Here is a 21774-nt window from a genome sequence, read left to right as displayed (position 1 = left end):
CTGATGCGCCGTCGTGCAAAGTCAGTACCGCCAGACCTGAAAATCCGAAACCCATCGTTTCGGCGCTGGCTGCGCTTTGCCGCTACGAAGGAGACGAGACATGTTTGAACCCCTGACCAGGAAATTCACCGACTGGCGTCTGCGCCGGATCGCTGTCCGCAAGCTGCATACTCTCGATGATCGCTTGCTGGCCGATATTGGCACGCGGCGCGAGGATATCGCCTGCTTTGTCGCCAGCGTCGACTGCCGGGGGAGCCTCTCATGAAACTCAATACGCTCGGCACATTCGGTTCTGTCAGCCGCCTCACCCTGGGCGGCGGTGGCATCGGCCAGGTCTGGGGGCCCACCTCCGAGGACGATGCGGTGGCGACCCTTCGCCATGCCGTCGATAGCGGCATCGACCTGATCGATGCGGCGCCCGGCTACAAGATCTGCGAGGCCATGATCGGGCGCGCCTTCGAGGGCAAGCTGCCGCGTGGCGTGCGGGTTACCACCAAGCATGGGCTGGGCACCGTGTCGGCCGACGAGGTCTATCCACGCTTGCGGGCCTCGCTGGAGCAGAGCCTCAAGGCCATGCGGCTCGAACGGGTCGACATGCTGCTGCTGCACAGCGAAATCCGGCCCGATGACTTCGAATACCCGCCGGGCCAGCCGCCCAGGGACGAGCGCTCAACCAGCCTGTCGCTCTATCGCGAGGCCGTTCGGCCAGCCTTCACCCGTCTGGTGAGCGAAGGGTTGATCGGCCATTGGGGCATTACGGGCATCAACCATGCTGCAGCCACCATCGATGCGCTGTCTGCCGCGCCACTTCCAGCCGCGGTGCAGGCCATTGCCAACCTGCTCGACAGCCCGGGCGAAATGAACGGTACCGGCCTCGCGCCGCGCCCGCGCACCGTCATCGCCGCAGCCAAGGCCAATGGCGTCGGCGTCATGGGCGTGCGGGCGGTGCAGGCCGGCGCGCTGACCGCGGGGCTGGACCGGGCGGAGGACTCGCCCACGTCAGAGGATTTCCGCCGCGCCGAGCCCTATCGGCAGCTTTGTACGCAATGGGGCGAGGACCCGGCCATTGTGGCTCATCGCTATGCGATGGGCATCGAGGGTGTCGATACGCTGGTGCTGGGCGTCAAGAATGTCGCCGAGCTCAACCAGGCTTTGGTGGCCGAGCGGCGCGGACCGCTCGATGCCGAACAGGTGGCAGCGATCGACGCGCTGGGTCTGCGCTGAAAACGAAAGGGCCGCCCCCATCGGGAGCGGCCCTGTTCAGTTCACTGCCGGCAAATCAGAGCTGGCTGAGGCAGACCGAGGTCGTGCCACGATTGCGGAAGCCCAGCTTGGTGGCTGCGGCCTTGCTGAGATCGATGATACGCCCGCCATGGAAGGGGCCGCGGTCATTGATGGTGACTTCGATTTTGGCGCCGGTGCGCTGGTCGGTGACCATGACCTTGGTGCCGAAGGGGAGGGAACGATGCGCCGCCGTCATGGCGTTCTCGTTGAAGATTTCTCCGGAGGCGGCCCGCTTCCCGTTGAAGCCGGGACCGTACCAGGAGGCGCCGCCGCATTGGGCATAGGCTGCAGTGGAGGAGAGGAAGGCTGCAGCAATTGCGGCGACGAAAACGGCTTTTCTAGTCAAACTTCAGAACTCACGTCAGTTGGAGGTGAGTGCCGAGTAATCTGCTTGCCGGGCCACAATGAGCCCATATTGGCCGAGACTGGCTCGGTCGGCTCGTGTGTTGCCCATTTGCCGCAGCAACTTCGGCCTTATTGCAACCTTGTTGTTGAATGAATTGCTGGCACTGGAGGAAATGAATCCGCCATCTTCCCATTTCGGCGGCTTCTCACCCGGCAAACGGGCGCCCATCTGGATTCAGTTTGCACGCTGTGGCCATGATGCCACGGTTCCGCGTCAACTGTGCCAAAATGGATCAGCGCAGTCGGTTCCACGCGCAATCGGGATGCTTTGAAGGCGTGCCTAGTCCAATTGTGGCGCGATTATGGCCGGTGTTTCCGGGCTTCATTCGTCGCGAGCAATCAGCTAGTCAGGAGGGTGAGGGAGAGAATCATGACCACAGCCAGCCTGCTGATGCTGACGGGCCGCATCGTCTTCGGCCTCTTTTTCCTTATTGCCGCCTTCCGCAACACCATTCATTTCCGCGAACGCATTCCCTCCGCCACCAATTATGGCTGGGCCATGCCGCCGGTTCTGGTCGCGGGCGGCTTTGCCATGCAGTGGATCGGCGGTCTGTCGCTGGTGCTGAGTTTCTATCCGGTGCTCGGCGCGCTGGTGCTGATCGCCTTCCTCGTGCTGGCCACCGCCTGCTACCACAACCCGCTCGCGTTCGAGGGCAAGGCGCGGGACCCGCATCTCTATCTGGTTCTGGTCAATATCACCCTGGCCGCCGGCCTGTTGCTGGTGATCGCAGACAGCCTCTAGCTATTCAATATTGAATGATAAACGCCTGATTTTGGCGAATTCACCTCGTTCTTGAATGGCTCTAGGGTTGGCTCAGTTCAAGAAAGGTTTTTGCCATGAGCACCGTGACTGCTTCCAATCCGATCGCCGACGCCATCCTGCTGCAGCGTCTTGAAGGCCTTGCCGCCCTGGGTCTGGGCGTGGCTGTCTATATCTGGCTCGGCCAGTCCTGGTGGGTCTTCGCCCTGCTGTTCCTGGTGCCTGACATCGCCATGCTGGGCTATCTGCGCTCGCCTCGTTTTGGTGCTCTGACCTATAACCTTGTCCACACCTATGCCGCGCCAGCCCTGCTGGCCCTGTCCGGATTGGCAGTCGGGCCGCTGGCCTATGGACTGGCCGCCATCTGGACCGCCCATATCGGCTTCGACCGGCTCCTGGGCTATGGCCTCAAGCTCGAGACGGGCTTCGAACACACCCATCTCGGCGTGATCGGCAAGGCGCGGCGCAAGCGCTGATTACCGCCGGCCTATTCGTCGAAGCTCTGGCTTTCCACCGGCGTGATCGGGGTCGCCACCGGGGGTGGCGTCGGCGCGGCGCCGAGCGCATCGAGTTCCTTCTGCAAGGCCCGCATCACCGCCAGTTTTTCCGCGTCCGACCCGGCCTGCAGGCGTTGGCTCAGGCGGATGGAAAAATCGGAAAAGGCATTATGCCAGTCCGAATGGACCTGCAGCGGGTCGATGCGTGGCGTTGCGGGGCGGGCCTTGCCAGTGACGCCGGCGGCGCTCAGTTCGAAATAATCGTCAAGCTGGGGCAGCACGACCTGGTCGCCGGAAACTCCTGTCGCCATCAATGCGGCGCGCAGGGCAGCCCGCTCCTCGTCCTCGCCATGGGTCAGGAAGATTGCGCCATGCACCGGCAGGCGCTCGCGAATCCAGTCCATCAATTCGGAATGGTCGGCATGGGCCGAGTAATTGCCCATGGATCGGATCGTGGCGCGGATGGGCACCAGCGTCGAATGGATGCGCGCTTCCTTCGCGCCGGAGAGGATCACATGGCCCAGCGTGCCCGGCGCCTGATAGCCGACGAAGAGCACGGTGGCATTGGCACGGATCAGGTTGTTGCGCAGGTGATGCTTGATACGCCCGGCATCGGCCATGCCCGAGGCCGACATGATGATGGCGCCGCCGCGGATCGAGTTGATCGCCTTGGATTCATCGACGGATTCGATGATGCGGAAGCGTGGATCGTTGAACAGCTCGTCGGCGCCCAGTTCGACATCGTCGAACATTTTCGCATATTTCCGGTAAACCCCAGTGACCTTGCTGGCCAGCGGGCTGTCGAGGAAGACCAGTCGCGGATCGATCTCGCCGCTCTTGATGAGCACGCCGATGTCATGCAGCAACTCCTGGCTGCGCTCCACGGCAAAGGCCGGGATAACGAGATTGCCGCCCCGCGCCATGGCGGCATTGATCTCTTCTTTCAATGCCTCGCGGCGCTGCACCAGGGTGTAATCTTCGCGCTCGCGCCCGCCATAGGTGCTTTCGCTGAGGATATAGTCGAAGCCCGACGGGCCCTCGGGTTCATTGTAGAACACTTTCTCGTCCGGCCCGATATCGCCGGAGAACATCAGGCGGATGGTCTTGTCGCCGTCCTTGACTTCCACCTCGATGGAGGCCGAGCCGATAATGTGGCCGGCATTCCAGTAGCGTGCCCGCACGCCCGGCCCCGGCTCGATCCATTCGCCGTATTTGCAGGTCTGGCGGTGCTGCAATGCCTCTTCGGCATCCTCCATTGTGTAGAGGGGCTTGGCCGGTTCATCGCCACGCCTGCCACGCTTCTTGGTCTCGCGTTCGGCCTCGCTCTCCTGGATGCCGGCGCTGTCGGGCAGCAGATATTCCAGCAGGCCTGCAGTCGGTTCGGTCATCCACATCGGCCCGCGCCAGCCTTCGCGATAGAGCTTGGGCAGCAGGCCCGCATGATCGATATGGGCATGCGTCAGCAGCAGGAAGTCGATCGCCTTGGGGTCGAATGGCGTCGGCTTGAGATTGAGGTCGCGAACCGACTTGTTGCCCTGGAACAGTCCGCAATCGACCAGGAACTGACCCTGCTCATGCACCACCCGATAGCATGAGCCGGTCACCGTGCCCGCCGCGCCATGAAAATGAAGGGTGACGGTCATGGGCTGGCTCCTCGGTTGATGCTTTGTCGGAGTTAGCCCCAGCAAAACGTCCTTGTCGAGAAGCTGCCGCAACTATGCGGTCAGCGTGGCGTTAGCCCGCATACCCCCAAAAGAGGAGAAACCCCATGTCCTATGTCGATGGATTTGTCGCCGCCGTGCCCAAGGCGAACAAGGAACTCTACATCGCCCATTCACGGGCAGCGGCCGAAAAACTCAAGGGTTGGGGCGCGACGCGGGTCGTGGAAAATTGGGGTGATGACGTCCCCACGGGCGAAAACACCGATTTTCAGCGTGCCGTTTCCGCCAGGCCGGACGAGGTGATCGTGTTCTCCTGGATCGAATATCCGGACAAGGCCACGCGCGACCGCGTCATGGAAAAGATGATGTCACCCGAAGAAATGGCCGGTGTGCCCGACATGCCGTTCGATGGCGCAAGGATGATCTTCGGGGGCTTCCAGAACCTGTTCGCGCTCTGAGGTCAGCGCGGCGCGCGCTTGGCCAGGATGCGCTGCAGGGTGCGCCGATGCATGTTGAGGCGGCGGGCCGTTTCGGACACATTGCGGTCGCAGAGTTCATAGACGCGCTGGATATGTTCCCAGCGCACCCGGTCGGCCGACATCGGGTTTTCGGGCGGCTCGGGCTTGTCCTCGCCGGTGGCGAGCAGGGCGTTGATGACATCGTCGGCATCGGCCGGCTTGCTGAGATAGTCGACCGCGCCCAGCTTTACCGCCGTCACCGCGGTAGCGATATTGCCATAGCCAGTCAGCACCACGGCGCGTGCGTCTGGGCGCCTGGTGTGGAGCGCCGAGACCACGTCGAGCCCGTTGCCATCCTCGAGCCGCAGGTCGACCACGGCATAGGCGGGCGGCTTTTCCGCCACCGCGGCCAGGCCATCGGCGACCGAGCCGGCAATGCGGACATCGAAGCCGCGGCGCGCCATGGCGCGTTCGAGGCGCTGGAGGAAGGCCGCGTCGTCATCGACGAGCAGCAGGCTTGGGTCGGTGGCCAGGAGATCTTCGATCGTGCTCATGGCCTTCATTTAGGGCTTTGATGCGAAAAGGTCAAAATGTCGCTGCGGATACCCCCACCCAACCTTGACAGGGGCAGGTGGCGCGATGGGGCGCTATCAGGACGGCGTGCCCTCCACCGCACTCCGCGGCCAGACAATGCGCACCCGCGCATGGCCTTCGGCTGCGATATTCTCGAAGGCCAGTCGGCCCCCGGTGCGCTCCAGCAATGTCTTGGCGATGAAAACACCCAGCCCCAGCCCGCCCGGCTTGTTGGCGTCCGGTCCCTGAGGGTCGCGTGGCCGGCTGGTGAGATAGGGTTCCCCTAGCCGGGCAATCAGCTCAGGGGCGAAGCCCGGCCCGTCATCGGTGATGGAAACCGAGACCGCGTCATGGTCCCAGGCCGCCTCGACCCGCACGGTGCTGCGGGCGAAGTCGGTGGCGTTCTCGATGAGGTTGCCCAGCCCATAGAGCAGGCCGACGCTGCGCTGGAACACCGGCGCCGGGCCAGCCGCGTGTTCGGAATAGAACAGGATTGCCTTGCCGCGCCCCTCATGCGGGCGCGCGACTTCCGCCAGGAGGTCGGTCAGCGGTACGGCCGCAAACGGGTCGCCGCCATCGCTGCCCAGGTTGCGCAGCTTGGCCAGGATCGCCCGGCAGCGCGCCGCCTGCTCGATGATCAGCTCCACATCGTCGGCCAGGTCGCTCCCCGGCTCGGCCTCGGCCCGCATTTCCTTGGCGGCTAGGGCAATGGTGGACAGCGGCGTGCCCAGTTCATGCGCCGCGGCGGCAGCCATGCCATCGAGCGCCGAAAGCTGCTCCCTGCGCGACAGGGCCAGTTCGGTCGCCGCCAGGGCGTCGGCAATCTGGCGGGCGTCATGTGCCACGCGGTTGGTATAGGCGGAGATGAACACCACGCCGCAGACGATGGAGACCCAGATGCCGATGACATAGATGCGGTTGAAGACGATGCGCTCGCCCGGCGCCCAGGGTAGCGGCAGGTGCCAGACCGACAGGATCGAGGCGATGACAGCCGCCAGCAGCGCGATGAGGAACGTCGCCCGCTGTGGCAGCGTCGTCGCCGAAACCGAAACCGGCGCCAGCAGCAGCAGCGAGAACGGATTGTGCAGCCCGCCGGTCAGCGCCAGCAGGCCCCCGAGCTGGCAGAGGTCGAAGGCGACCTGGCTGGCGGCCGAAAGCGAGCTGGGCCGATGCGATACGCCCAGTTTCAGCACCAGCCACAGATTGACCGCCGCCGAGAGCCCGATCAGCACGAAGCATTCCAGCAGCGGCAGTGGAAACCCGAGTCCGAAGGCCACGAAGAGCACGCCGATGGTCTGCCCACCCACGGCCAGCCAACGCAGCAGCATCAGGGTTTGCAGGCGCAAAGGCCGCCAGGTTGAAGGCAAGGGCAGGCCATCGGCCTGGGTCATGGTCATTTTCGGGCCTTTCCGGGGCATAAACCGGTCGCCCCATAGTGAGGCAAAAACTTCATTTCAAGACCCAAAAATCGCGGGCACAGCATTGATCCTGTCCTCGGGCGGGCCACGTAAGGGGCATCGTGACTGGGAGAATGAAACGAAATGACCACAGCAATCATCAAACCTCAATGGTCCCCGCTGACCATCGCCCTCATGGTTCTGGGCTTTATCATCTTCTGGCCGCTTGGCCTCGCCGTGCTGGGCTACATCCTGTGGGGTGAGAAGTTCGGCGGCTCGTCCGAGAAGGCCCAGGCCTACTGGAACAAGGGCCGCGACTGGTGCGCCCCCAACCGCCACCGTCATCACGGCTGGCACAACCACCGGAGATACGGCATGAGCTCGAGCGGCAATGCAGCCTTTGACGACTATCGCGCCGAACAGCTCAAGCGCCTCGACGAAGAGCGCGCCCGCCTCGACGCCGAGATCGAAGCCTTCCACGAATACATGGCCAACCTCAACAAGGCCAAGGATCGCGAAGAGTTCGATCGCTTCATGAACGAACGCCGCGGCTCGCGCCAGGGCTATGACCAGCCCAGGTCCGACAATGGCGACCAGAACAACAATGGCTGGGGCAGCAATAACGACTGACCTAGCCAGACCATCCCTCCCCTGAAGTCGGTCGTTCCCGACGATCGAACTGGCGCTCCGCAAGGAGCGCCTTTTTTGTTTGCCCATCTTCCCCATCCACCGTGTCATCCCGGCCTGCGCCGGAATGACACGGTGGATGGGAGTCAAAGTGCCCATTTCCCGCTATCATGCGTCCACGATTCTCCGAGCCCAGATGAACCTCTTCTTCCGCGCCAAGCCGAAAATCCCTGCCAGCACCGTCATCGAGATCGATGGCGCGCCGGTCGTGGTCACCGTGCGCGTCAATGCGCGGGCACGCAGCTATCGGCTATCCATTCCCCATAGCGGCGGACCGCTGCTGACGCTGCCGCCCCATGGCAAGTGGGCCGAAGCCGAAGCCTTTCTGCTGCGCCATCACAACTGGCTGGCCGCCCGCATCAGGCGTGCGCCCCAGGCCACCAGCTTCGGCGATGGCGGTATCGTGCCGCTGCGTGGCATCGATCATCGCATCATCGGTACAGGCAAGCTGCGCGGACGCGTGGAAGTGGCCGAGGACGACGGCGTGCCGGTGCTGCTGGTGCCGGGCGAAGCGGCGCATCAGGCGCGGCGGCTCACCGACTGGCTCAAGGACGAGGCGCAGGCCGATCTTTCCGAGCGCACTGCCATTCACGCCGCGCGGCTGGGCGTGACGGTCAAGAGCGTCAGGATGCGCAGCCAGTCGAGCCGCTGGGGCTCGTGCTCGTCATCGGGCAACATCAACTACAACTGGCGGCTGGTGCTGGCCCCGCCCTTCGTGCTCGACTATGTCGCGGCCCACGAAGTCGCGCACCTGGTCGAAATGAACCATTCCGCCGTCTTCTGGGCCACGGTCAAGCGGACCCTGCCCGACATGGAGCGCGGCCGCGCCTGGCTCAAGGCGCATGGACGGCAGTTGATGGCGCATGGGGCATAGATAGGCGCCCGGGGCTGCCCCGGGCGCGAAAGGTTCTAGTTCTCGCCGCCGCCGAAGATCAGATCCATCAGCGTGCGCTGGCGCTGCGGTTCCTGATAGACCGGCTGCTGGCCGACACCGGCCGGCGGCTGCATCTGGGCCGGGGCGCTGGGCACCCAGACCTGCTGGCCTGTGGCCGGATCGACCACCAGTACCATGGGCAGGCCGGTATTGGGATCGATAGGCGCCTGGCCGACGCCATTGCTCTGCTGCTGCAGCGGATAGCCGGTTACCGGATCGATGGCCTGGCCGACCACCTGCCCGACCGGCATGCCGGTCGTCGGATCGATCTGGGTCCCATTGGCATCCACCAGCATGCCGCCGCCAGTGCCGCCCACGGGCATCCCGGTAGCGGGGTCGATCTGAGTACCAACCGGCATGCCGGTGGTCGGGTCGACCATCTGGCCGGTCTGGATCGGCTGGTTGGCAGCCTGAGCAGCGCTTGCCGGCACATATTGTCCCGTCGCCGGGTCGAGCCGCATGAGCTGGCCCGTGGCCGGATCGGTTGCCGTCTGCACCGGCTGGCCGGTGCTCGCATCGACATATTGCGTCATGGCCTGGCCCGTTGCCGGGTCGATGGCCACCTGGCCGGTGGCCGGGTCATAGACCGGCTGCACCACCAACTGGCCCGCATAGCTGCCGCCCGGAATCGCGGCGATGGTCTTGCCGGCATGGGCCTTGGTCATGAATTGCGACCAGATCGCTGCCGGCACATTGCCGCCCGACAGGGTGGTCTTGGTGTCGTTGTCATTGCCCAGCCAAACGCCGGTCACCATGGCCGAGGTATAGCCGACAAACAGTGCGTCGCGGGCATTCTGGCTGGTGCCCGTCTTGCCGGCAAATTCCCAGCCGCCCACATTGGCGCTGCGGCCGGTTCCCACCTCGACGGCGGTTTCCAGCATGTCGTTCATCTCGGCCAGGATATTGGGAGCGACGACCCGGCCGGGGCCGGCATCGGAGGCCTGGTAGAGCACATCGCCATTCTTGGACTGGATCGAGGTAATGACATTGGGGATCACCCCCATGCCGCCATTGGCGAAGGGTGCATAGGCGCTGGTCAGTTCGAGCAGGTTCACTTCCTGCGTTCCCAGTGCGATCGATGGCACGGGGGTCAGCGGCGAGGAAATGCCCATGCGGGTGGCGACGTCGACCACCGCCTGCGGGGTCACGTTGATGGCCAGACGCGCCGCGACCGTGTTGAGCGAATAGGCCAGGCCCTGCCGCAGCGTCACCGTGCCGGCATATTTGCCCGAGGCATTGCGCGGGCTCCAGCCATTATAGTCGAACTGGGCATCCTCGGCCAAAGTGTCGGGCGTGTAGCCCTTTTCCATGGCCGCCATATAGACGAAGGGCTTGAAGGTCGAGCCGGGCTGCCGCTTGGCGGTGACCGCGCGGTTATACTGGCTGGCCTGGTAGTCGACACCGCCCACCATGGCGCGCACCGTGCCGTCGACATCCATGGCCACCAGCGCGCCCTGGCTGAAGCCGCGCTTGGGGCCCTCGGAGGCCACCAGTTCCCGGACGATGAACTCGGCGTCCTTCTGCATCTTCCAGTCGATCGTGGTCTGTACCACCACATCGCTTTCGATCTCGCCGATATAAGCGGTCATGAGGCTTTCGACCCAATCGGCGACATAGGATTCCGAGCCAGCAATGCGCGTGCGCACGGTCTGGTCGGGGTCGATCTGGGCAGCCTGGGCCTCTTCCTGGGTGATGTAGCCGTCGCGCGCCATGGCGGCGAGCGACAGGCGCTGGCGCTCGATGGCCCGTTCGGGGTTGGATTTCGGATTATAGGCCGACGGTGCCGGCAGGATGCCGGCCAGCATGGCGGCCTGACCCAGCGACAGGTTGCGTGCCGAAACGCCGAAATAGGTCTGCGCGGCCGCCTCGATACCCGTTGCTCCGGCGCCGAAATAGACGCGGTTCATATAGAGTTCGAGGATTTCTTCCTTGGTGAAATTCTGCTCCAGCCACACGGCCAGAATGGCTTCCTGCACCTTGCGGCCCAAGGTCTGGTCGGGGGTGAGGAACAGGTTCTTGGCCACCTGCTGGGTGATGGTCGAAGCGCCGCGGGTCACGCCGCGCGCCTGCACCATTTCGATCGCCACCGAGATGAGGCCAAGCGGATCGACACCGAAATGGCTCATATAGCGACGGTCTTCGCTGGCGATGATGGCTGCCGGCACATAATAGGGCAGCTCGCGATAGGTCACCGCTTCGCCACCGGTCTGGCCGCGATTGGAGATCAGGCTGCCGTCGGCGGCCAGAATGCGGATATTGGGCGGCCGCTCGGGGATGGCCCATGTATTGGACGAGGGGAGCTGGGCGCCGTAATAGACGATGACGCCGATAACGGCGATGCTGCCCCAGAGGCAGGCGACGAACCCCCACCAGAGCAGGCCCATGAGAAAGCCGCCGCTGCGCGAACGCTTCTTTTTCGCGGCAGGCTGGGCCTTGCCGCGCCTGGGTGGCTTGGGGGGCTTGCCGCCGCCCGAGCCACCGGCATTGCGGGGCCGTTCATCGGCGACGGAAAAAGCCATGGATTGACCCAGCGTGGGCTCAACCCGGCTGTCGCTTCCCTTGCCACCGCGCGCCTTGGCCTGGGGTCTTGCACCCGTGGCGGCCTTCTGGTTGCCAACGCGGTCATCGGCGGAAATGCGAAAATCCATCAAGCGGACCCTGAAATGATGCCTTTTGCCTGCTTCTACCCCTGTTTGCGTCCATTGGGAAACAGGAGGTTGGCACCTGGCCTAGGCTGAATCTGACCGTCTCATAGGCGCGGCATCCCTGCCGAGGCGCTGCCCACGCGATCACGCAAATCCTTCTCCGGCGCAATTGTGGCCGGTTTATGTGGGGTTTTGCGAGTTTGCCGGCGATGTTGCGAAGCCGTCACAGCATTGCCGGTATCAGGCGAACCGGCTATGTGCGCCACTGTCCAGACGAAAGCCCGCCATGCTGTCTCGCCTCGCCGCGCTCCTTCTCGCCCTTCTTGCCAGCCCGGCTGTCGCGCAGGAACAGGCCTTGCTCGACCGGGCGCTCGACAATGCCATTGCCACTTTCGAGACCGCATTGCCCCGCCTCGCGGCCGACGAAGCCGGCGTCGATGTTGCGGCTTATCGCGACGCGCTGTCGCTGCAGCGTTTCGCATCGACGCATTGGGGCGGCACAGTCACGGTCGATCTGGCCATTCGCGAGACGCGCACCGGCTCCTGCACGCGTTTCGCTGCTTTCGTTCGCATCCCGCCTGAAAACGGCGCGGTGCGGCTCGTGCTCTGCCCGCAATTCTTCTCTGAAGGTGCCGACGCGCTGCGGGAACTGACTGTGCTTCACGAAATGGTGCATGTCGTCGCCGGGCCTGACGAATGCCAGGCCATGGCTTTCGCGGCCCGTATCGAGCAGGTCGCGAAAGGGCGCTTTACCCCGGTCCATGCCTATTGGCGGGCGAGTGGCTGCACGGGGTCAGGGTTCAGTCTGCCGTCGCGGTAGCCCCTCAGCGCCAGCCCAGTTCCGGCGCCACCAGCTTGACGATGCTCTCGATCACATGGGCGTTATAGTCCACGCCCAACTGGTTCGGCACCGTCAGCAGCAGCGTATCGGCCTCGGCAATGGCTTCGTCCGCCGCCAGTTCCTTGATGAGCTGCTCCGGCTCGGCAGCATAGCCGCGGCCGAAGACGGCCCGCTTTTCCGGCTCGATATAACCGAAACTGTCCTCTTCGCGCCCGCCGCCGCCGAAATAGGCGCGGTCCATGTCATTGACCAGGGCGAAGATCGAGCGACTGACCGAAACGCGGGGTTCGTGGCTGTGACCGGCTTCCTTCCAGGCAGCCCGATACGCGCGGATCTGCTCGGCCTGCTGGATGTGGAAGGGCTTGCCGCTTTCGTCGAATTTCAGCGTCGAGCTTTGCAGGTGCATGCCCAGCTTTGCCGCCCAGATCGCAGTGGCGTCGGTCGCGGCACCCCACCAGATGCGCTCGCGCAGTCCGGGCGAATGCGGTTCGAGCCGCAGCATGCCCGGTGGGTTGGGAAACATGGGTTGCGGATTGGGCTGGGCGAAGCCGTGGCCCTTGAGCACTTCGAGCAGCACTTCGGTCTGGCTACGCGCCATGTCGGCATCACTCTGGCCCTCGGCCGGGGCATAGCCGAAATAGCGCCACCCATCGATCACCTGTTCGGGCGAGCCGCGGCTGATGCCCAGTTGCAGCCGCCCGCCTGATATCAGGTCGGCGGCGCCGGCATCTTCGGCCATATAGAGCGGGTTTTCGTAGCGCATGTCGATGACCGCAGTGCCGATCTCGATCTTGCTGGTTTTGGCGCCGATGGCCGCCAACAGCGGGAAGGGCGAGGCCAGTTGCCGGGCAAAGTGGTGCACCCGGAAATAGGCGCCATCGGCCCCCAGTTCCTCGGCCGCCACGGCCAGATCGATGGATTGCAGCAGTGCATCGCTGCCCGACCGCGTCTGGGACTGCGGCGAGGGCGACCAATGCCCGAAGGAGAGAAAGCCGATCTTTTTCATAGGAAAGCCTCGCGCGGTGACAATGCCGGGATAACCAGGCCTAGCTAAGCCGACTTCGTCGCCGAACCAAGCCGGTTCTGTGCAACGTATTGTTCAGGCAGGTGAACATTGATCCAAGATTGCGCTATCGAGTGGAACGCGGCACGCTCCCGAACCGTTGGACCTCCACATACTGGTAAGGAGATTTACAATGGACTGGAACCGGATTGAAGGCAGCTGGAAGCAGGTGTCGGGCAAGGTGAAGGAGCAATGGGGCAAGCTCACCGATGACGACATCGCCCAGATCAATGGCAACCGCGAACAGCTCGAAGGCAAGATTCAGGAGCGCTACGGCAAAGCCAAGGACGAGGTCCGGCGCGAAATCGACGACTGGTATGGCCGTCAGCGCTGGTAGACTTCCCTGCAAGGCAAAAGCCCGGCGATCCCCGCCGGGCTTTTCGTTCTAAACGTCCAGGTTGCTCACGCTCAGCGCATTGTCCTGGATGAAGTCGCGGCGCGGTTCGACCAGATCGCCCATCAGCGCTGTGAAGATGGAATCGGCTTCGCCGGTCTGGTCGATCTCGACCTTGAGCAGGGTGCGGGCATTGGGGTCGAGCGTGGTCTCCCAGAGCTGGGAGGCGTTCATTTCGCCCAGACCCTTGTAGCGCTGCAGGGACACGCCCTTGCGGCCGGCATCGGTCACTGCCTTGAACAGGGATGATGGGCCATGGATCGGCATGGTCTCGCCCTTGCGGGTGAGAACAGGCACGCCACCATAAATCTCGTCGAGTCGCTCGGCCAGCTGGCGCAGCTTGCGCGCATCGGCGCTCTGCAGCAGCGGCTTGTCGAGCTGGTGCGTCTCGGTGACGCCGCGCACGGTGCGCGAGAAGGCCAGGCCCTCTTCGTCGGTGATCGTGCCCGACCAGCCGCGCTCCAGCTCATCGGAAATGCGGTCGAGCCGGTTGGCGATGCGCTCCATGGTCCCGCTGATGCGGTTGGGGTCGTTGAGGCCCTCGGGATCGAGCCCGCCGACGATGGCGGCCTGTTCGACCAGACTCCGGTTGTAACGCGTGTTGAGATTGTCGATGGCGCTGACAATGCTGCGCGCCTGTTGCACGATGCCCTGCAGGTCCGGGCCGGCATGCTGGTGGCCGTCGCGCGTGGTAAGAACCGCGTCGTCGAGCCCGGCTTCGATCAGGTAGTCGTTGAGCGCATCTTCGTCCTTGAGATACTGCTCGGACTTGCCGCGCATGGCTTTGTAAAGTGGCGGCTGGGCGATGTAGATATGGCCGCGCTCGATCAACTCCGGGGTCTGCCGGTAGAAGAAGGTCAGCAGCAGCGTGCGGATATGGGCGCCGTCCACGTCGGCGTCGGTCATGATGATGATTTTGTGGTAGCGCAGCTTGTCGGCGTTGAATTCCTCGCGGCCGATGCCGGTGCCCAGCGCGGTGATCAGCGTGCCGACCTGGTCGGACGAAATCATGCGATCGAAGCGCGCACGCTCGACGTTCAGGATCTTGCCACGTAGCGGCAGTACCGCCTGGTTGGAACGGTCGCGCCCCTGCTTGGCCGAGCCACCGGCCGAGTCGCCCTCGACGATGAAGATTTCCGACTTGGCCGGATCGCGTTCCTGGCAGTCGGCAAGCTTGCCGGGCAGAGAGGAGATTTCGAGTGCCCCCTTGCGGCGGGTCAGTTCGCGCGCCTTGCGCGCGGCTTCGCGCGCGGCGGCGGCCTCGGCCACCTTGCCGACAATGGTCCTTGCCTCGTTGGGATGTTCCTCGAACCACTGGCCGAGCTTGTCGTTGACGATGTTCTCGACCACCGGCCGCACTTCGGACGAGACCAGCTTGTCCTTGGTCTGGCTGGAGAATTTCGGGTCTGGCACCTTGACCGAGAGCACGCAGGTCAGCCCTTCGCGCGTGTCGTCGCCGGTCAGCGTCACCTTTTCCTTCTTGGAAATGCCCGAGCTTTCGGCATAGCCGGTCACCTGGCGCGTCAGCGCGCCGCGCAGGCCTGCCAGATGCGTGCCGCCATCGCGCTGCGGGATGTTGTTGGTGAAGCACAGCACGTTTTCGTGGTAGCTGTCGTTCCATTGCAGCGCCACTTCGACGGTGATGCCGTCTTTTTCGGCCCGCATATAGATCGGGTTCTCGAGCACCGACTGCTTGGACTTGTCGAGATAGCGCACGAAGGCTTCGAGCCCGCCTTCGTAGAAGAGATCGATTTCGATCGGCTCGGGATGGCGGCGGTCGGCCAGCAGGATGTGCACGCCCGAATTGAGGAAGGCCAGCTCGCGCAGGCGGTGTTCGAGCGTCTTGAAGTCGAACTCGACCATGGTGAAGGTTTCGGACGACGGCATGAAGCTGACTTCGGTGCCGTTGCGGCCTTCATAGGTCCCCGTGACCTTGAGCGGTGCATCCGCCTCGCCATGGGTGAAGCTCATCTCGTGGATTTCGCCGCCACTGCGGATCTTGAGCCTGAGCCAGACCGAGAGCGCGTTGACGACGGAAACGCCCACGCCATGGAGGCCACCGGAAACCTTGTAGGAATTCTGGTCGAACTTCCCGCCGGCATGGAGCTGGGTCATGATGACCTCGGCAGCGGAGACGCCTTCTTCCTTGTGGATGCCGGTGGGAATGCCGCGACCGTTATCAGTGACGGTGACCGAACCATCGGCGTTGAGCGTTACCGTCACCAGGTCCGCATGACCAGCCAGGGCCTCGTCGATGGAATTGTCCACCACTTCATAGACCATGTGGTGCAGGCCCGATCCGTCGTCGGTATCGCCGATATACATGCCGGGGCGCTTGCGCACCGCATCGAGCCCTTTGAGCACCTTGATGCTGTCGGCACTGTAATCGTTGGGAACGGGATTTTCGCTATCGGTCATGGGGTCCGAATCAGTCGTTTTCTTGTTCGTTTCGTTCTAGCGGAATGGGGGTATATCCCCAAGCAAAATGGGCTTTTGAGGGGCGGTTTGCGGGGGATTGCAGGCTACCCTTTCGAGACCCGCCCATCACGCACAGTCACCATCTGCGCCCGCTCGCCCAGGGCCTCGAACAGCAGCCGGTCGGTGCCGGTCAAAAAGCACTGCGTACCCAGCCCGTCCAGCGCCGAAAACAGCGCCCGGCGGCGGTCGGGATCAAGATGGGCAGCGATTTCATCGAGCAGCAGGAACGGCGTGATTGATGTCCTGAGCTTCACCAGCCGGGCATGCGCCAGGATCAGTCCGATAAGCAGCGCCTTCTGTTCCCCTGTCGAGCCCAAGGCGGCCGGCATGGCCTTCTGGGCATAGGTTACTTCGAGGTCCACTCTGTGTGGTCCACATATGGTGCGTCCCGCGGCGCGATCAAGCCCGCGTGCGGCCCGCCAGCGGGCGCTCAGCGCGGTTTCGAGTGCCGCGGACGAAGCCGGCTCCACCTCATCCTCGAACAGCGGCGTCAGCGCCAGATGGGCGGCGGGAAAGCTCTCGTCGTCAAGGCTCTGTTCGATCAGCGCCTGGAGATGGGTGAGACTGTCCATCCGCGCCAGATGAATTGAGGCACCCAGTTCGGCCATCTGCGCTTCGATGGCATCGAGCCAGGCCCCTTCGCCATTGTCCTCAAGCAGGCGGTTGCGCTGCCGCATGGCCTTTTCGTAGTCGCCCACCGAGGCCGAATGGCTGGGGATCAGCGTCGTTACCAGCCGGTCGAGAAAGCGGCGTCGATCGCCCGCAGGGCCGGAAAACAGACCGTCCATGGCCGGGGTCAGCCACAGCACGCGCAGATAGTCGCTCATCGCCTCGATGGAGCGGGCATTGGCGCCATTGATGCGGACCCGCCGTCCGCCATCGGGCGAAGCCCCGGTGCCGATATCGGCCGGACCGTCATCGGTCTCCACCGTCGCCGCTACGGCCCAGCCGATGTCCGAGCCATGCGCCTGCAAGGTCTCGAAACTCGCCCCGCGCAGTCCCCGGCCAGGCGAAAGCACCGAAATGGCTTCGAGCAGATTGGTCTTGCCGGCCCCATTGGGCCCGGTCAGCACGACATGGCGGGCATCGAGATCGAGCGCCGCGGCTGTGTAGTTGCGGAAAGCGGTGAGGCGCAGGCGGGAAAGGTAGCGGGTCAAGGGCCTCAGACGCGCATCGGCATCAGCACATAGAGCGCACGCGTTTCGCCATCGTCCTTGACCAGCGTGGGCGAGCCCGCATCGTTGAACATGAAGACTGCATTGTCGCTGCGAATCTGGCCGATGATGTCGAGCAGGTAGCGCGCATTGAAGCCAATCTCGAAACCGTCGGTGTCGAATTCCACCGCCAGTTCCTCGCTCGCCGTGCCGTGGTCCGGATTGGTCACCGACAGTTCCAGCAACCCCTCGCGCGCCTGGAGCTTCACGGCCTTGCCGCCGCGATCCGAAGCGATGGTGGAGACGCGGTCGACGGCGGTGGCAAAACTCGCGCGATCGACATTCATCTGCTTGTCGTTGTTCTTGGGCGTCACCCGATCATAGTCGGGGAATGTACCTTCGATCAGCTTGGAGAGCAGCACGACCGAGCCCAGCGTGAAGCGGATCTTGGTGTCGGAGACTTCCACCGTCACGTCGCCTTCGGCGCCGTCCAGCAGCTTCTGCACTTCGCCCACGGTCTTCTTGGGCACGATGATACCCGGCATGCCCTGGGCGCCCGATGGAGCCTCGATTTCGGCGCGCGCCATGCGGTGGCCGTCGGTGGCCACGGCGCGCAGCACGGTACCGACATTGCTCACATCGACTGTATGGAAATAGATGCCGTTGAGATAGTAGCGCGTCTCTTCATTGCTGATGGCGAATTGTGTGCGCTCGATCAGCTCGCGCAGCGCCGAGGCCGGCATGGAAAATTCGTGGCCGAAGCTGCCCGATTTGAGATCTGGGAAACTGTCGGGCGAAAGGCAGGCGAGGTTGAAGCGCGAGCGGCCGGAGGTGAGAACCATGTTCTCCCCACCATCGGTTTCCAACCGCACTTCGGCGCCATCACTGAGCTTGCGCACGATTTCGTAGAGCGTATGCGCCGGAACGGTGGTGGTGCCCGATGTCGAGACCATGGCCGGCACGCTTTCGGTGACCTCGATATCGAGGTCGGTGGCGCGCAGTTCCACCTTGTCGTCGCCCGCCTTGAACAGCACATTGGCGAGGATCGGATAGGTATTGCGCCGCTCCACCACCCGATGCACATGGCCCAGCGACTTGAGCAGATGATTGCGTTCGAGCGTGACTTTCATTTGGGCACTTCCCTGGCACTACGCGGCTGCACATGGCGCAGCAAAACCCCCGGCAGGCCGGGGGTTGGACATTTACAATTCGGTGACCAAAAGGCAAGGGCAGGCGGCGGTTTGCCACGAGAAATGGTGACGGCGGCCTCGCTTAACTGGATTTTATTTGTCATGTTAAGTATCGTCCGGACGATGCCGGGAGCGGGTATGCTCGCCCGGTTCAACCGGAGTTCATTTCAATGACCATGCATTTCAATCGCCGCAGCTTTACCCTGACAGGTGCGGCCCTGCTGAGCGCGACGCTGGCAGGCGGCGCGCAGGCCCAGCAGGCGACGCGGACCGTAACGACGCCGTTGGGCACCTATGACATACCCGTCAGCCCGCAGCGCGTTATTGCCATCGATCTGCGCTCGAATCTTGAGCCGGCCGTGGCGCTGGGTCTCAAGGTCATCGGCTATAGCCATAGCCCGGTTCGACCCTGGGTGCCGCTCGACCCCGGCGTGCCGATGCTGGCCGCACCCCCAATATCGAGGAAATCCTGGCGCTGGAGCCGGATCTCATCATCTGCCCGACGACCGATCCCGACTCGGAATGGTGGCCTCTCAACAAGCTCAAGTCCGTTGCCCCGATCCTGCCGACCGACTACCTGGCGACGTGGCAGGACAATCTGGCCAACCTGGCTGCCTGGCTGGATCTGCCGGTGGTGGGTGCGGAGACGATTGGCCAGTACAATGGCCTGATCGCCGATATCAGGGTGCGCCATGCGGCGGCCATTGCCGGCAGGAAGGTCGCGGCGGTGCAGCTCGACGCCAGCAAGAATGCGGTGCATGTGCGCACGCTGGGTACATCCTACGGTCAGGTCATGCCGGGCCAGGTGCTGGCCGAAATCGGCGGGCTTGCCGTGCCGGCCGATATCCTGAGCGAATCGGGAGAAGTCGGCATCGAGCAGGTGGGCGACCTGCTGGATGATGTCGAAGGGTTCCTGATCCTCGATTTCGAAAACGGCGCAGTCGAGGCCTTTGCCGATAATCCACTATGGAACCGCCTCCCGGCTGTCGCTGCAGGGCATACGCATGTCCTCAAGGGGAACTCGACCTTCGGCTCGCTCTACACGGCCCTCTACCTGGCCGGCGGCTGGGACGAAGTCTACAAGACGCTGGCCTGAGACAAGCAGAAGAGCCCACCGGAATGCCGGTGGGCTCTTTTCATTTCGGCAGCAACGGCCTGGCGCCGGCCTATTCCTCCAGCATGCGCTTCAGCAGTTCGATTTCCTGCGCCAGTTCCACGTCGTCCTTGATCATCTGTTCGACCTTGCGAACCGAATGGAGCACCGTGGTGTGGTCGCGGCCGCCGAAGCGCCGGCCGATTTCCGGCAGCGACCGCGAGGTCAGCGCCTTGGCGAGGAACATGGCGATCTGGCGCGGGCGCACCACATCGCGCGAACGGCGGGCCGACAGCAGTTCGTTGCGCGGCACCTTGTAATGACGGCTGACGATCTTGAGGATGTCCTCGATGCGTACGCGGCGCGCTTCGCGTGACCGGATCAGGTCACCCAGCGTTTTCTCCGCCAGCGGCACAGTGATCAATTCGCCGGTCAGCTGGTTGGCTGCCACCAGCCGGTTGACGGCGCCGTCGAGGTCACGGCCATGGCTCACCACGGCGCGGGCAATATAGTCGATGACCGGGGCGGGGAAATGCATGCCATAGCGGGTCGCCGACTGTTCGGCGCGGCGCTGCACAATAGCCTTGCGCAGATCGAGATCGAACCCCGAGATCGGCACGACAAGGCCGCCGCTGAGACGCGAGCGGATGCGCTCGTCGAGCATTTCGAGATCGCGCGGCGGCGCATCGCCGGCCACCACCACCTGCTTGGCACCGGTGAGGAGCGTACCCAGCGTATGGCCGAATTCGGTGGCCGACTTGCCCTGCAGGAACTGCATGTCGTCGATCAGCAGCAGGTCGACCCGGCGCAGCCAGTCCTTGAAGCCGAGCGCCGACTGGCGCTGCACGGCGGCAATGAAATGGTACATGAAGTGGTCGGCGGTGAGGTAGACGATGTTCTTGGTCGGATCGGCCTGCTGCACCTGATGGGCAATGGCATTGAGCAGGTGCGACTTGCCGAGACCGACTGTGGAATGAATGTAGACCGGGTTGAAGCTCACTGTGTTGTTGGTGACGGCCTGGGCGATCTGCCGGGCGACGCCGAGGGCCATTTCATTGGCCGAACCGCCGACGAAACTGTCAAAGGTCATGCGCGGATCGATGGCGCTGCCGGCCAGGGCATCGCCCTTGGCGGCGGAATTGTCGCGCACCAGCCGCGGTTGGCTCACCGGCGTCGGAGCGACAGCCACTGTGGGCGCCACGGTCTGGCTGGGCGAAGCGGGTTCGGTAGCGGGCTGGGCGAGGCGGGGGCGGGCCTGGCCGTTGACGCGCAACGTTATCTGGATGCGGGAAACTTCTTCGGTATCCAGCCGGAAGGCCTCGAGAATGCGGTCGGCATAATTGGATTGCACCCAGGAGCAGAGGAAGCGCGTCGGCGCCGACAGATGCACCACATCCTCGAGCATTTCCTCCAGCTCGAGCCGGGCGAACCACGAGGTAAAGACATCCTCACCCACACCGGCCTTGAGACGGGCGCGCACCCGGTTCCAGAGTTCGCGCTGACCTTCGGAGCTATCGGACGTGGTCATGACAGGTTTTTCGCCTTTCGTGTTCGGGAGGGAGGAAGAGGGATTGGCGCCGGTCCAATCGTCCCTTCCGGCGGTTACCTGTCGCATCATCGTAAAGTGCCCCATTTTCTGTTCGATCCACCCGGCCCGCAAAGCTCGGATGGCTAGTCTGCCCTGTTGTTGCCGTGTGCGGACTTTCTGTCCTTTGGCCACAGCTTCGCCATCACGCCCGATTCAAGCGGGCGCATTCTTTTCGCTCGGTGGACAAACCACCGGCTTCAAACTCAACCTTGTCATGAACCCGGCCATATGGCCGAAGGCTTTACTGAAACCCTCCGGCCTTGATCGAACCGGCCGCAAGACCCGCTGCCAATACAACCCCTACCGGTATGAAACGTCTATGGCATCACTGCCGAGAAATTGAAAACCAACGCCCCAAAAATGACCCTGCCACCTCCGCGCGACACTCATTCATGGTGTCCTTTCCGGAGCTGACGAGATTACTTTAGAGGGACGATTTTGGGGCTGCAACCGTGGAATCTGCAAAATGGGGGCTTGACTCTGAGGATGTCATTTTTGCTGTCCCGCCCCCGGCAAAGTCCCTCAAACCAAGGGTCTGTGACTCAAGGCAGATTCCAAACCTTAGCTCCGGTCGGGTGACAAAAAATTTATTCCCGTCTCGCCCGGATTTTGCCGCGCTACCCCATTCCGCAGAAGTGGTCGTCCAGCACCAAGGTCCTGAAAACGCTTGAG

The 21774-nt window shown here is 63.6% G+C and carries 21 protein-coding genes; 10 read left to right on the top strand and 11 right to left on the bottom strand.

The genetic code is table 11. The annotated features are described in order from the left end of the window. Positions 1–100 precede the first annotated feature (100 nt). Positions 101–265, top strand: coding sequence for a DUF1127 domain-containing protein (locus NVV79_RS06245; RefSeq protein ID WP_146291223.1), 165 nt, complete (start codon positions 101–103; stop codon positions 263–265). Continuing rightward, positions 262–1224: an aldo/keto reductase gene (locus tag NVV79_RS06240; protein WP_303987266.1), complete on the top strand. Its 963-nt coding sequence runs from the start codon at positions 262–264 to the stop codon at positions 1222–1224. Before NVV79_RS06245 ends, NVV79_RS06240 begins: the two co-directional genes overlap by 4 nt. A 55-nt stretch (positions 1225–1279) precedes the next feature. Here NVV79_RS06240 and NVV79_RS06235 read toward each other — a convergent pair whose 3' ends face one another. Further along, a complete protein-coding gene (locus NVV79_RS06235) occupies positions 1280–1630 on the bottom strand; it encodes a septal ring lytic transglycosylase RlpA family protein (protein ID WP_146291227.1) in 351 nt (116 codons plus the stop codon). A 429-nt stretch (positions 1631–2059) separates the two neighbouring features. On the opposite strand from NVV79_RS06235, the gene NVV79_RS06230 reads away from it, so the two are divergent. Both NVV79_RS06230 and NVV79_RS06225 read left to right on the top strand, forming a co-directional pair. Beyond that, a complete protein-coding gene (locus tag NVV79_RS06230) occupies positions 2060–2431 on the top strand; it encodes a DoxX family membrane protein (protein WP_303987263.1) in 372 nt (123 codons plus the stop codon). Positions 2432–2526: 95 nt separating this feature from the next. Continuing rightward, entirely contained in the window at positions 2527–2925 is a 399-nt protein-coding gene (locus NVV79_RS06225) for a DUF4260 domain-containing protein (protein ID WP_303987261.1), read from the top strand. Between the two features lie 11 nt (positions 2926–2936). On the opposite strand, the gene NVV79_RS06220 is transcribed toward NVV79_RS06225, so the two are convergent. Then, positions 2937–4589 carry an MBL fold metallo-hydrolase RNA specificity domain-containing protein gene (locus NVV79_RS06220; protein ID WP_303987260.1) on the bottom strand — a complete coding sequence of 551 codons (1653 nt, stop codon included), beginning with the start codon at positions 4587–4589 and terminating at the stop codon, positions 2937–2939. A 125-nt stretch (positions 4590–4714) separates the two neighbouring features. Here NVV79_RS06220 and NVV79_RS06215 point away from each other — a divergent pair, with 125 nt between their 5' ends. Then, positions 4715–5065, top strand: coding sequence for a DUF1428 domain-containing protein (locus tag NVV79_RS06215; protein ID WP_303987259.1), 351 nt, complete (start codon positions 4715–4717; stop codon positions 5063–5065). Between the two features lie 2 nt (positions 5066–5067). Here NVV79_RS06215 and NVV79_RS06210 read toward each other — a convergent pair whose 3' ends face one another. Together NVV79_RS06210 and NVV79_RS06205 are read right to left on the bottom strand one after the other, a co-directional pair. Next, positions 5068–5619, bottom strand: a complete 552-nt coding sequence (locus tag NVV79_RS06210) for an ActR/PrrA/RegA family redox response regulator transcription factor (protein ID WP_303987258.1) — start codon at positions 5617–5619, stop codon at positions 5068–5070. A 96-nt stretch (positions 5620–5715) separates the two neighbouring features. Next, positions 5716–7035, bottom strand: coding sequence for an ActS/PrrB/RegB family redox-sensitive histidine kinase (locus NVV79_RS06205; RefSeq protein ID WP_303987256.1), 1320 nt, complete (start codon positions 7033–7035; stop codon positions 5716–5718). A gap of 144 nt (positions 7036–7179) precedes the next feature. Here NVV79_RS06205 and NVV79_RS06200 point away from each other — a divergent pair, with 144 nt between their 5' ends. Next, complete coding sequence (locus tag NVV79_RS06200) at positions 7180–7665, top strand: DUF2852 domain-containing protein (RefSeq protein ID WP_303987254.1); 486 nt, start codon at positions 7180–7182, stop codon at positions 7663–7665. Positions 7666–7858: 193 nt separating this feature from the next. Further along, the gene (locus tag NVV79_RS06195; protein WP_303987252.1) at positions 7859–8596 is read left to right on the top strand and encodes a M48 family metallopeptidase; all 738 of its coding nucleotides are present in this window, start codon (positions 7859–7861) and stop codon (positions 8594–8596) included. Positions 8597–8631: 35 nt separating this feature from the next. Here NVV79_RS06195 and NVV79_RS06190 read toward each other — a convergent pair whose 3' ends face one another. After that, positions 8632–11304, bottom strand: coding sequence for a PBP1A family penicillin-binding protein (locus NVV79_RS06190; protein ID WP_303987250.1), 2673 nt, complete (start codon positions 11302–11304; stop codon positions 8632–8634). A 283-nt stretch (positions 11305–11587) separates the two neighbouring features. Between NVV79_RS06190 and NVV79_RS06185 the strand changes: the two genes are divergently transcribed. Further along, the gene (locus NVV79_RS06185) at positions 11588–12121 is read left to right on the top strand and encodes a hypothetical protein (RefSeq protein ID WP_303987248.1); all 534 of its coding nucleotides are present in this window, start codon (positions 11588–11590) and stop codon (positions 12119–12121) included. Between the two features lie 4 nt (positions 12122–12125). Here the strand turns inward: NVV79_RS06185 and NVV79_RS06180 are convergent, their stop codons facing one another. Continuing rightward, positions 12126–13148: an LLM class flavin-dependent oxidoreductase gene (locus NVV79_RS06180; protein WP_303987245.1), complete on the bottom strand. Its 1023-nt coding sequence runs from the start codon at positions 13146–13148 to the stop codon at positions 12126–12128. A 190-nt stretch (positions 13149–13338) separates the two neighbouring features. On the opposite strand from NVV79_RS06180, the gene NVV79_RS06175 reads away from it, so the two are divergent. Further along, on the top strand, positions 13339–13542 hold the full coding sequence (locus NVV79_RS06175; protein WP_303987243.1) for a CsbD family protein: 204 nt from the start codon (positions 13339–13341) through the stop codon (positions 13540–13542). A gap of 48 nt (positions 13543–13590) precedes the next feature. On the opposite strand, the gene gyrB is transcribed toward NVV79_RS06175, so the two are convergent. The 4 genes from gyrB to NVV79_RS06155 all read right to left on the bottom strand — a co-directional run bounded on the left by gyrB (position 13591) and on the right by NVV79_RS06155 (position 18816). Next, positions 13591–16017, bottom strand: coding sequence for a DNA topoisomerase (ATP-hydrolyzing) subunit B (gene gyrB, locus NVV79_RS06170; RefSeq protein ID WP_303987241.1), 2427 nt, complete (start codon positions 16015–16017; stop codon positions 13591–13593). A 104-nt stretch (positions 16018–16121) separates the two neighbouring features. Then, complete coding sequence (gene recF, locus NVV79_RS06165; RefSeq protein ID WP_303987240.1) at positions 16122–17234, bottom strand: DNA replication/repair protein RecF; 1113 nt, start codon at positions 17232–17234, stop codon at positions 16122–16124. A 5-nt stretch (positions 17235–17239) separates the two neighbouring features. Then, positions 17240–18361, bottom strand: a complete 1122-nt coding sequence (gene dnaN / locus NVV79_RS06160; protein WP_303987238.1) for a DNA polymerase III subunit beta — start codon at positions 18359–18361, stop codon at positions 17240–17242. A gap of 227 nt (positions 18362–18588) precedes the next feature. Then, positions 18589–18816, bottom strand: coding sequence for a hypothetical protein (locus tag NVV79_RS06155; protein WP_303987235.1), 228 nt, complete (start codon positions 18814–18816; stop codon positions 18589–18591). Positions 18817–18830: 14 nt separating this feature from the next. Between NVV79_RS06155 and NVV79_RS06150 the strand changes: the two genes are divergently transcribed. Then, complete coding sequence (locus NVV79_RS06150) at positions 18831–19517, top strand: ABC transporter substrate-binding protein (protein ID WP_303988335.1); 687 nt, start codon at positions 18831–18833, stop codon at positions 19515–19517. A 70-nt stretch (positions 19518–19587) separates the two neighbouring features. On the opposite strand, the gene dnaA is transcribed toward NVV79_RS06150, so the two are convergent. Further along, entirely contained in the window at positions 19588–21042 is a 1455-nt protein-coding gene (dnaA, locus tag NVV79_RS06145; RefSeq protein ID WP_303987233.1) for a chromosomal replication initiator protein DnaA, read from the bottom strand. Between the last annotated feature and the right edge of the window lie 732 nt (positions 21043–21774).

This window comes from Devosia ginsengisoli, assembly GCF_024707105.1.
GTDB lineage: Bacteria > Pseudomonadota > Alphaproteobacteria > Rhizobiales > Devosiaceae > Devosia > Devosia ginsengisoli_A.
The sequence above is the reverse complement of the archived record's forward strand: the minus strand, read 5'-3'. Positions and strand labels throughout refer to the sequence as shown.

What these genes read in the sequence shown, in the direction of transcription:
- NVV79_RS06245 (WP_146291223.1), top strand. Translation starts at nt 101, where the DNA reads ATGTTTGAACCCCTGACCAGGAAATTCACCGACTGGCGTCTGCGCCGG.
- NVV79_RS06240 (WP_303987266.1), top strand. Translation starts at nt 262, where the DNA reads ATGAAACTCAATACGCTCGGCACATTCGGTTCTGTCAGCCGCCTCACC.
- NVV79_RS06230 (WP_303987263.1), top strand. Translation starts at nt 2,060, where the DNA reads ATGACCACAGCCAGCCTGCTGATGCTGACGGGCCGCATCGTCTTCGGC.
- NVV79_RS06225 (WP_303987261.1), top strand. Translation starts at nt 2,527, where the DNA reads ATGAGCACCGTGACTGCTTCCAATCCGATCGCCGACGCCATCCTGCTG.
- NVV79_RS06220 (WP_303987260.1), bottom strand. Translation starts at nt 4,589, where the DNA reads ATGACCGTCACCCTTCATTTTCATGGCGCGGCGGGCACGGTGACCGGC.
- NVV79_RS06215 (WP_303987259.1), top strand. Translation starts at nt 4,715, where the DNA reads ATGTCCTATGTCGATGGATTTGTCGCCGCCGTGCCCAAGGCGAACAAG.
- NVV79_RS06210 (WP_303987258.1), bottom strand. Translation starts at nt 5,619, where the DNA reads ATGAGCACGATCGAAGATCTCCTGGCCACCGACCCAAGCCTGCTGCTC.
- NVV79_RS06205 (WP_303987256.1), bottom strand. Translation starts at nt 7,035, where the DNA reads ATGACCATGACCCAGGCCGATGGCCTGCCCTTGCCTTCAACCTGGCGG.
- NVV79_RS06200 (WP_303987254.1), top strand. Translation starts at nt 7,180, where the DNA reads ATGACCACAGCAATCATCAAACCTCAATGGTCCCCGCTGACCATCGCC.
- NVV79_RS06195 (WP_303987252.1), top strand. Translation starts at nt 7,859, where the DNA reads ATGAACCTCTTCTTCCGCGCCAAGCCGAAAATCCCTGCCAGCACCGTC.
- NVV79_RS06190 (WP_303987250.1), bottom strand. Translation starts at nt 11,304, where the DNA reads ATGGATTTTCGCATTTCCGCCGATGACCGCGTTGGCAACCAGAAGGCC.
- NVV79_RS06185 (WP_303987248.1), top strand. Translation starts at nt 11,588, where the DNA reads ATGCTGTCTCGCCTCGCCGCGCTCCTTCTCGCCCTTCTTGCCAGCCCG.
- NVV79_RS06180 (WP_303987245.1), bottom strand. Translation starts at nt 13,148, where the DNA reads ATGAAAAAGATCGGCTTTCTCTCCTTCGGGCATTGGTCGCCCTCGCCG.
- NVV79_RS06175 (WP_303987243.1), top strand. Translation starts at nt 13,339, where the DNA reads ATGGACTGGAACCGGATTGAAGGCAGCTGGAAGCAGGTGTCGGGCAAG.
- gyrB (WP_303987241.1), bottom strand. Translation starts at nt 16,017, where the DNA reads ATGACCGATAGCGAAAATCCCGTTCCCAACGATTACAGTGCCGACAGC.
- dnaN (WP_303987238.1), bottom strand. Translation starts at nt 18,361, where the DNA reads ATGAAAGTCACGCTCGAACGCAATCATCTGCTCAAGTCGCTGGGCCAT.
- NVV79_RS06155 (WP_303987235.1), bottom strand. Translation starts at nt 18,816, where the DNA reads ATGGCTATAGCCGATGACCTTGAGACCCAGCGCCACGGCCGGCTCAAG.
- dnaA (WP_303987233.1), bottom strand. Translation starts at nt 21,042, where the DNA reads ATGACCACGTCCGATAGCTCCGAAGGTCAGCGCGAACTCTGGAACCGG.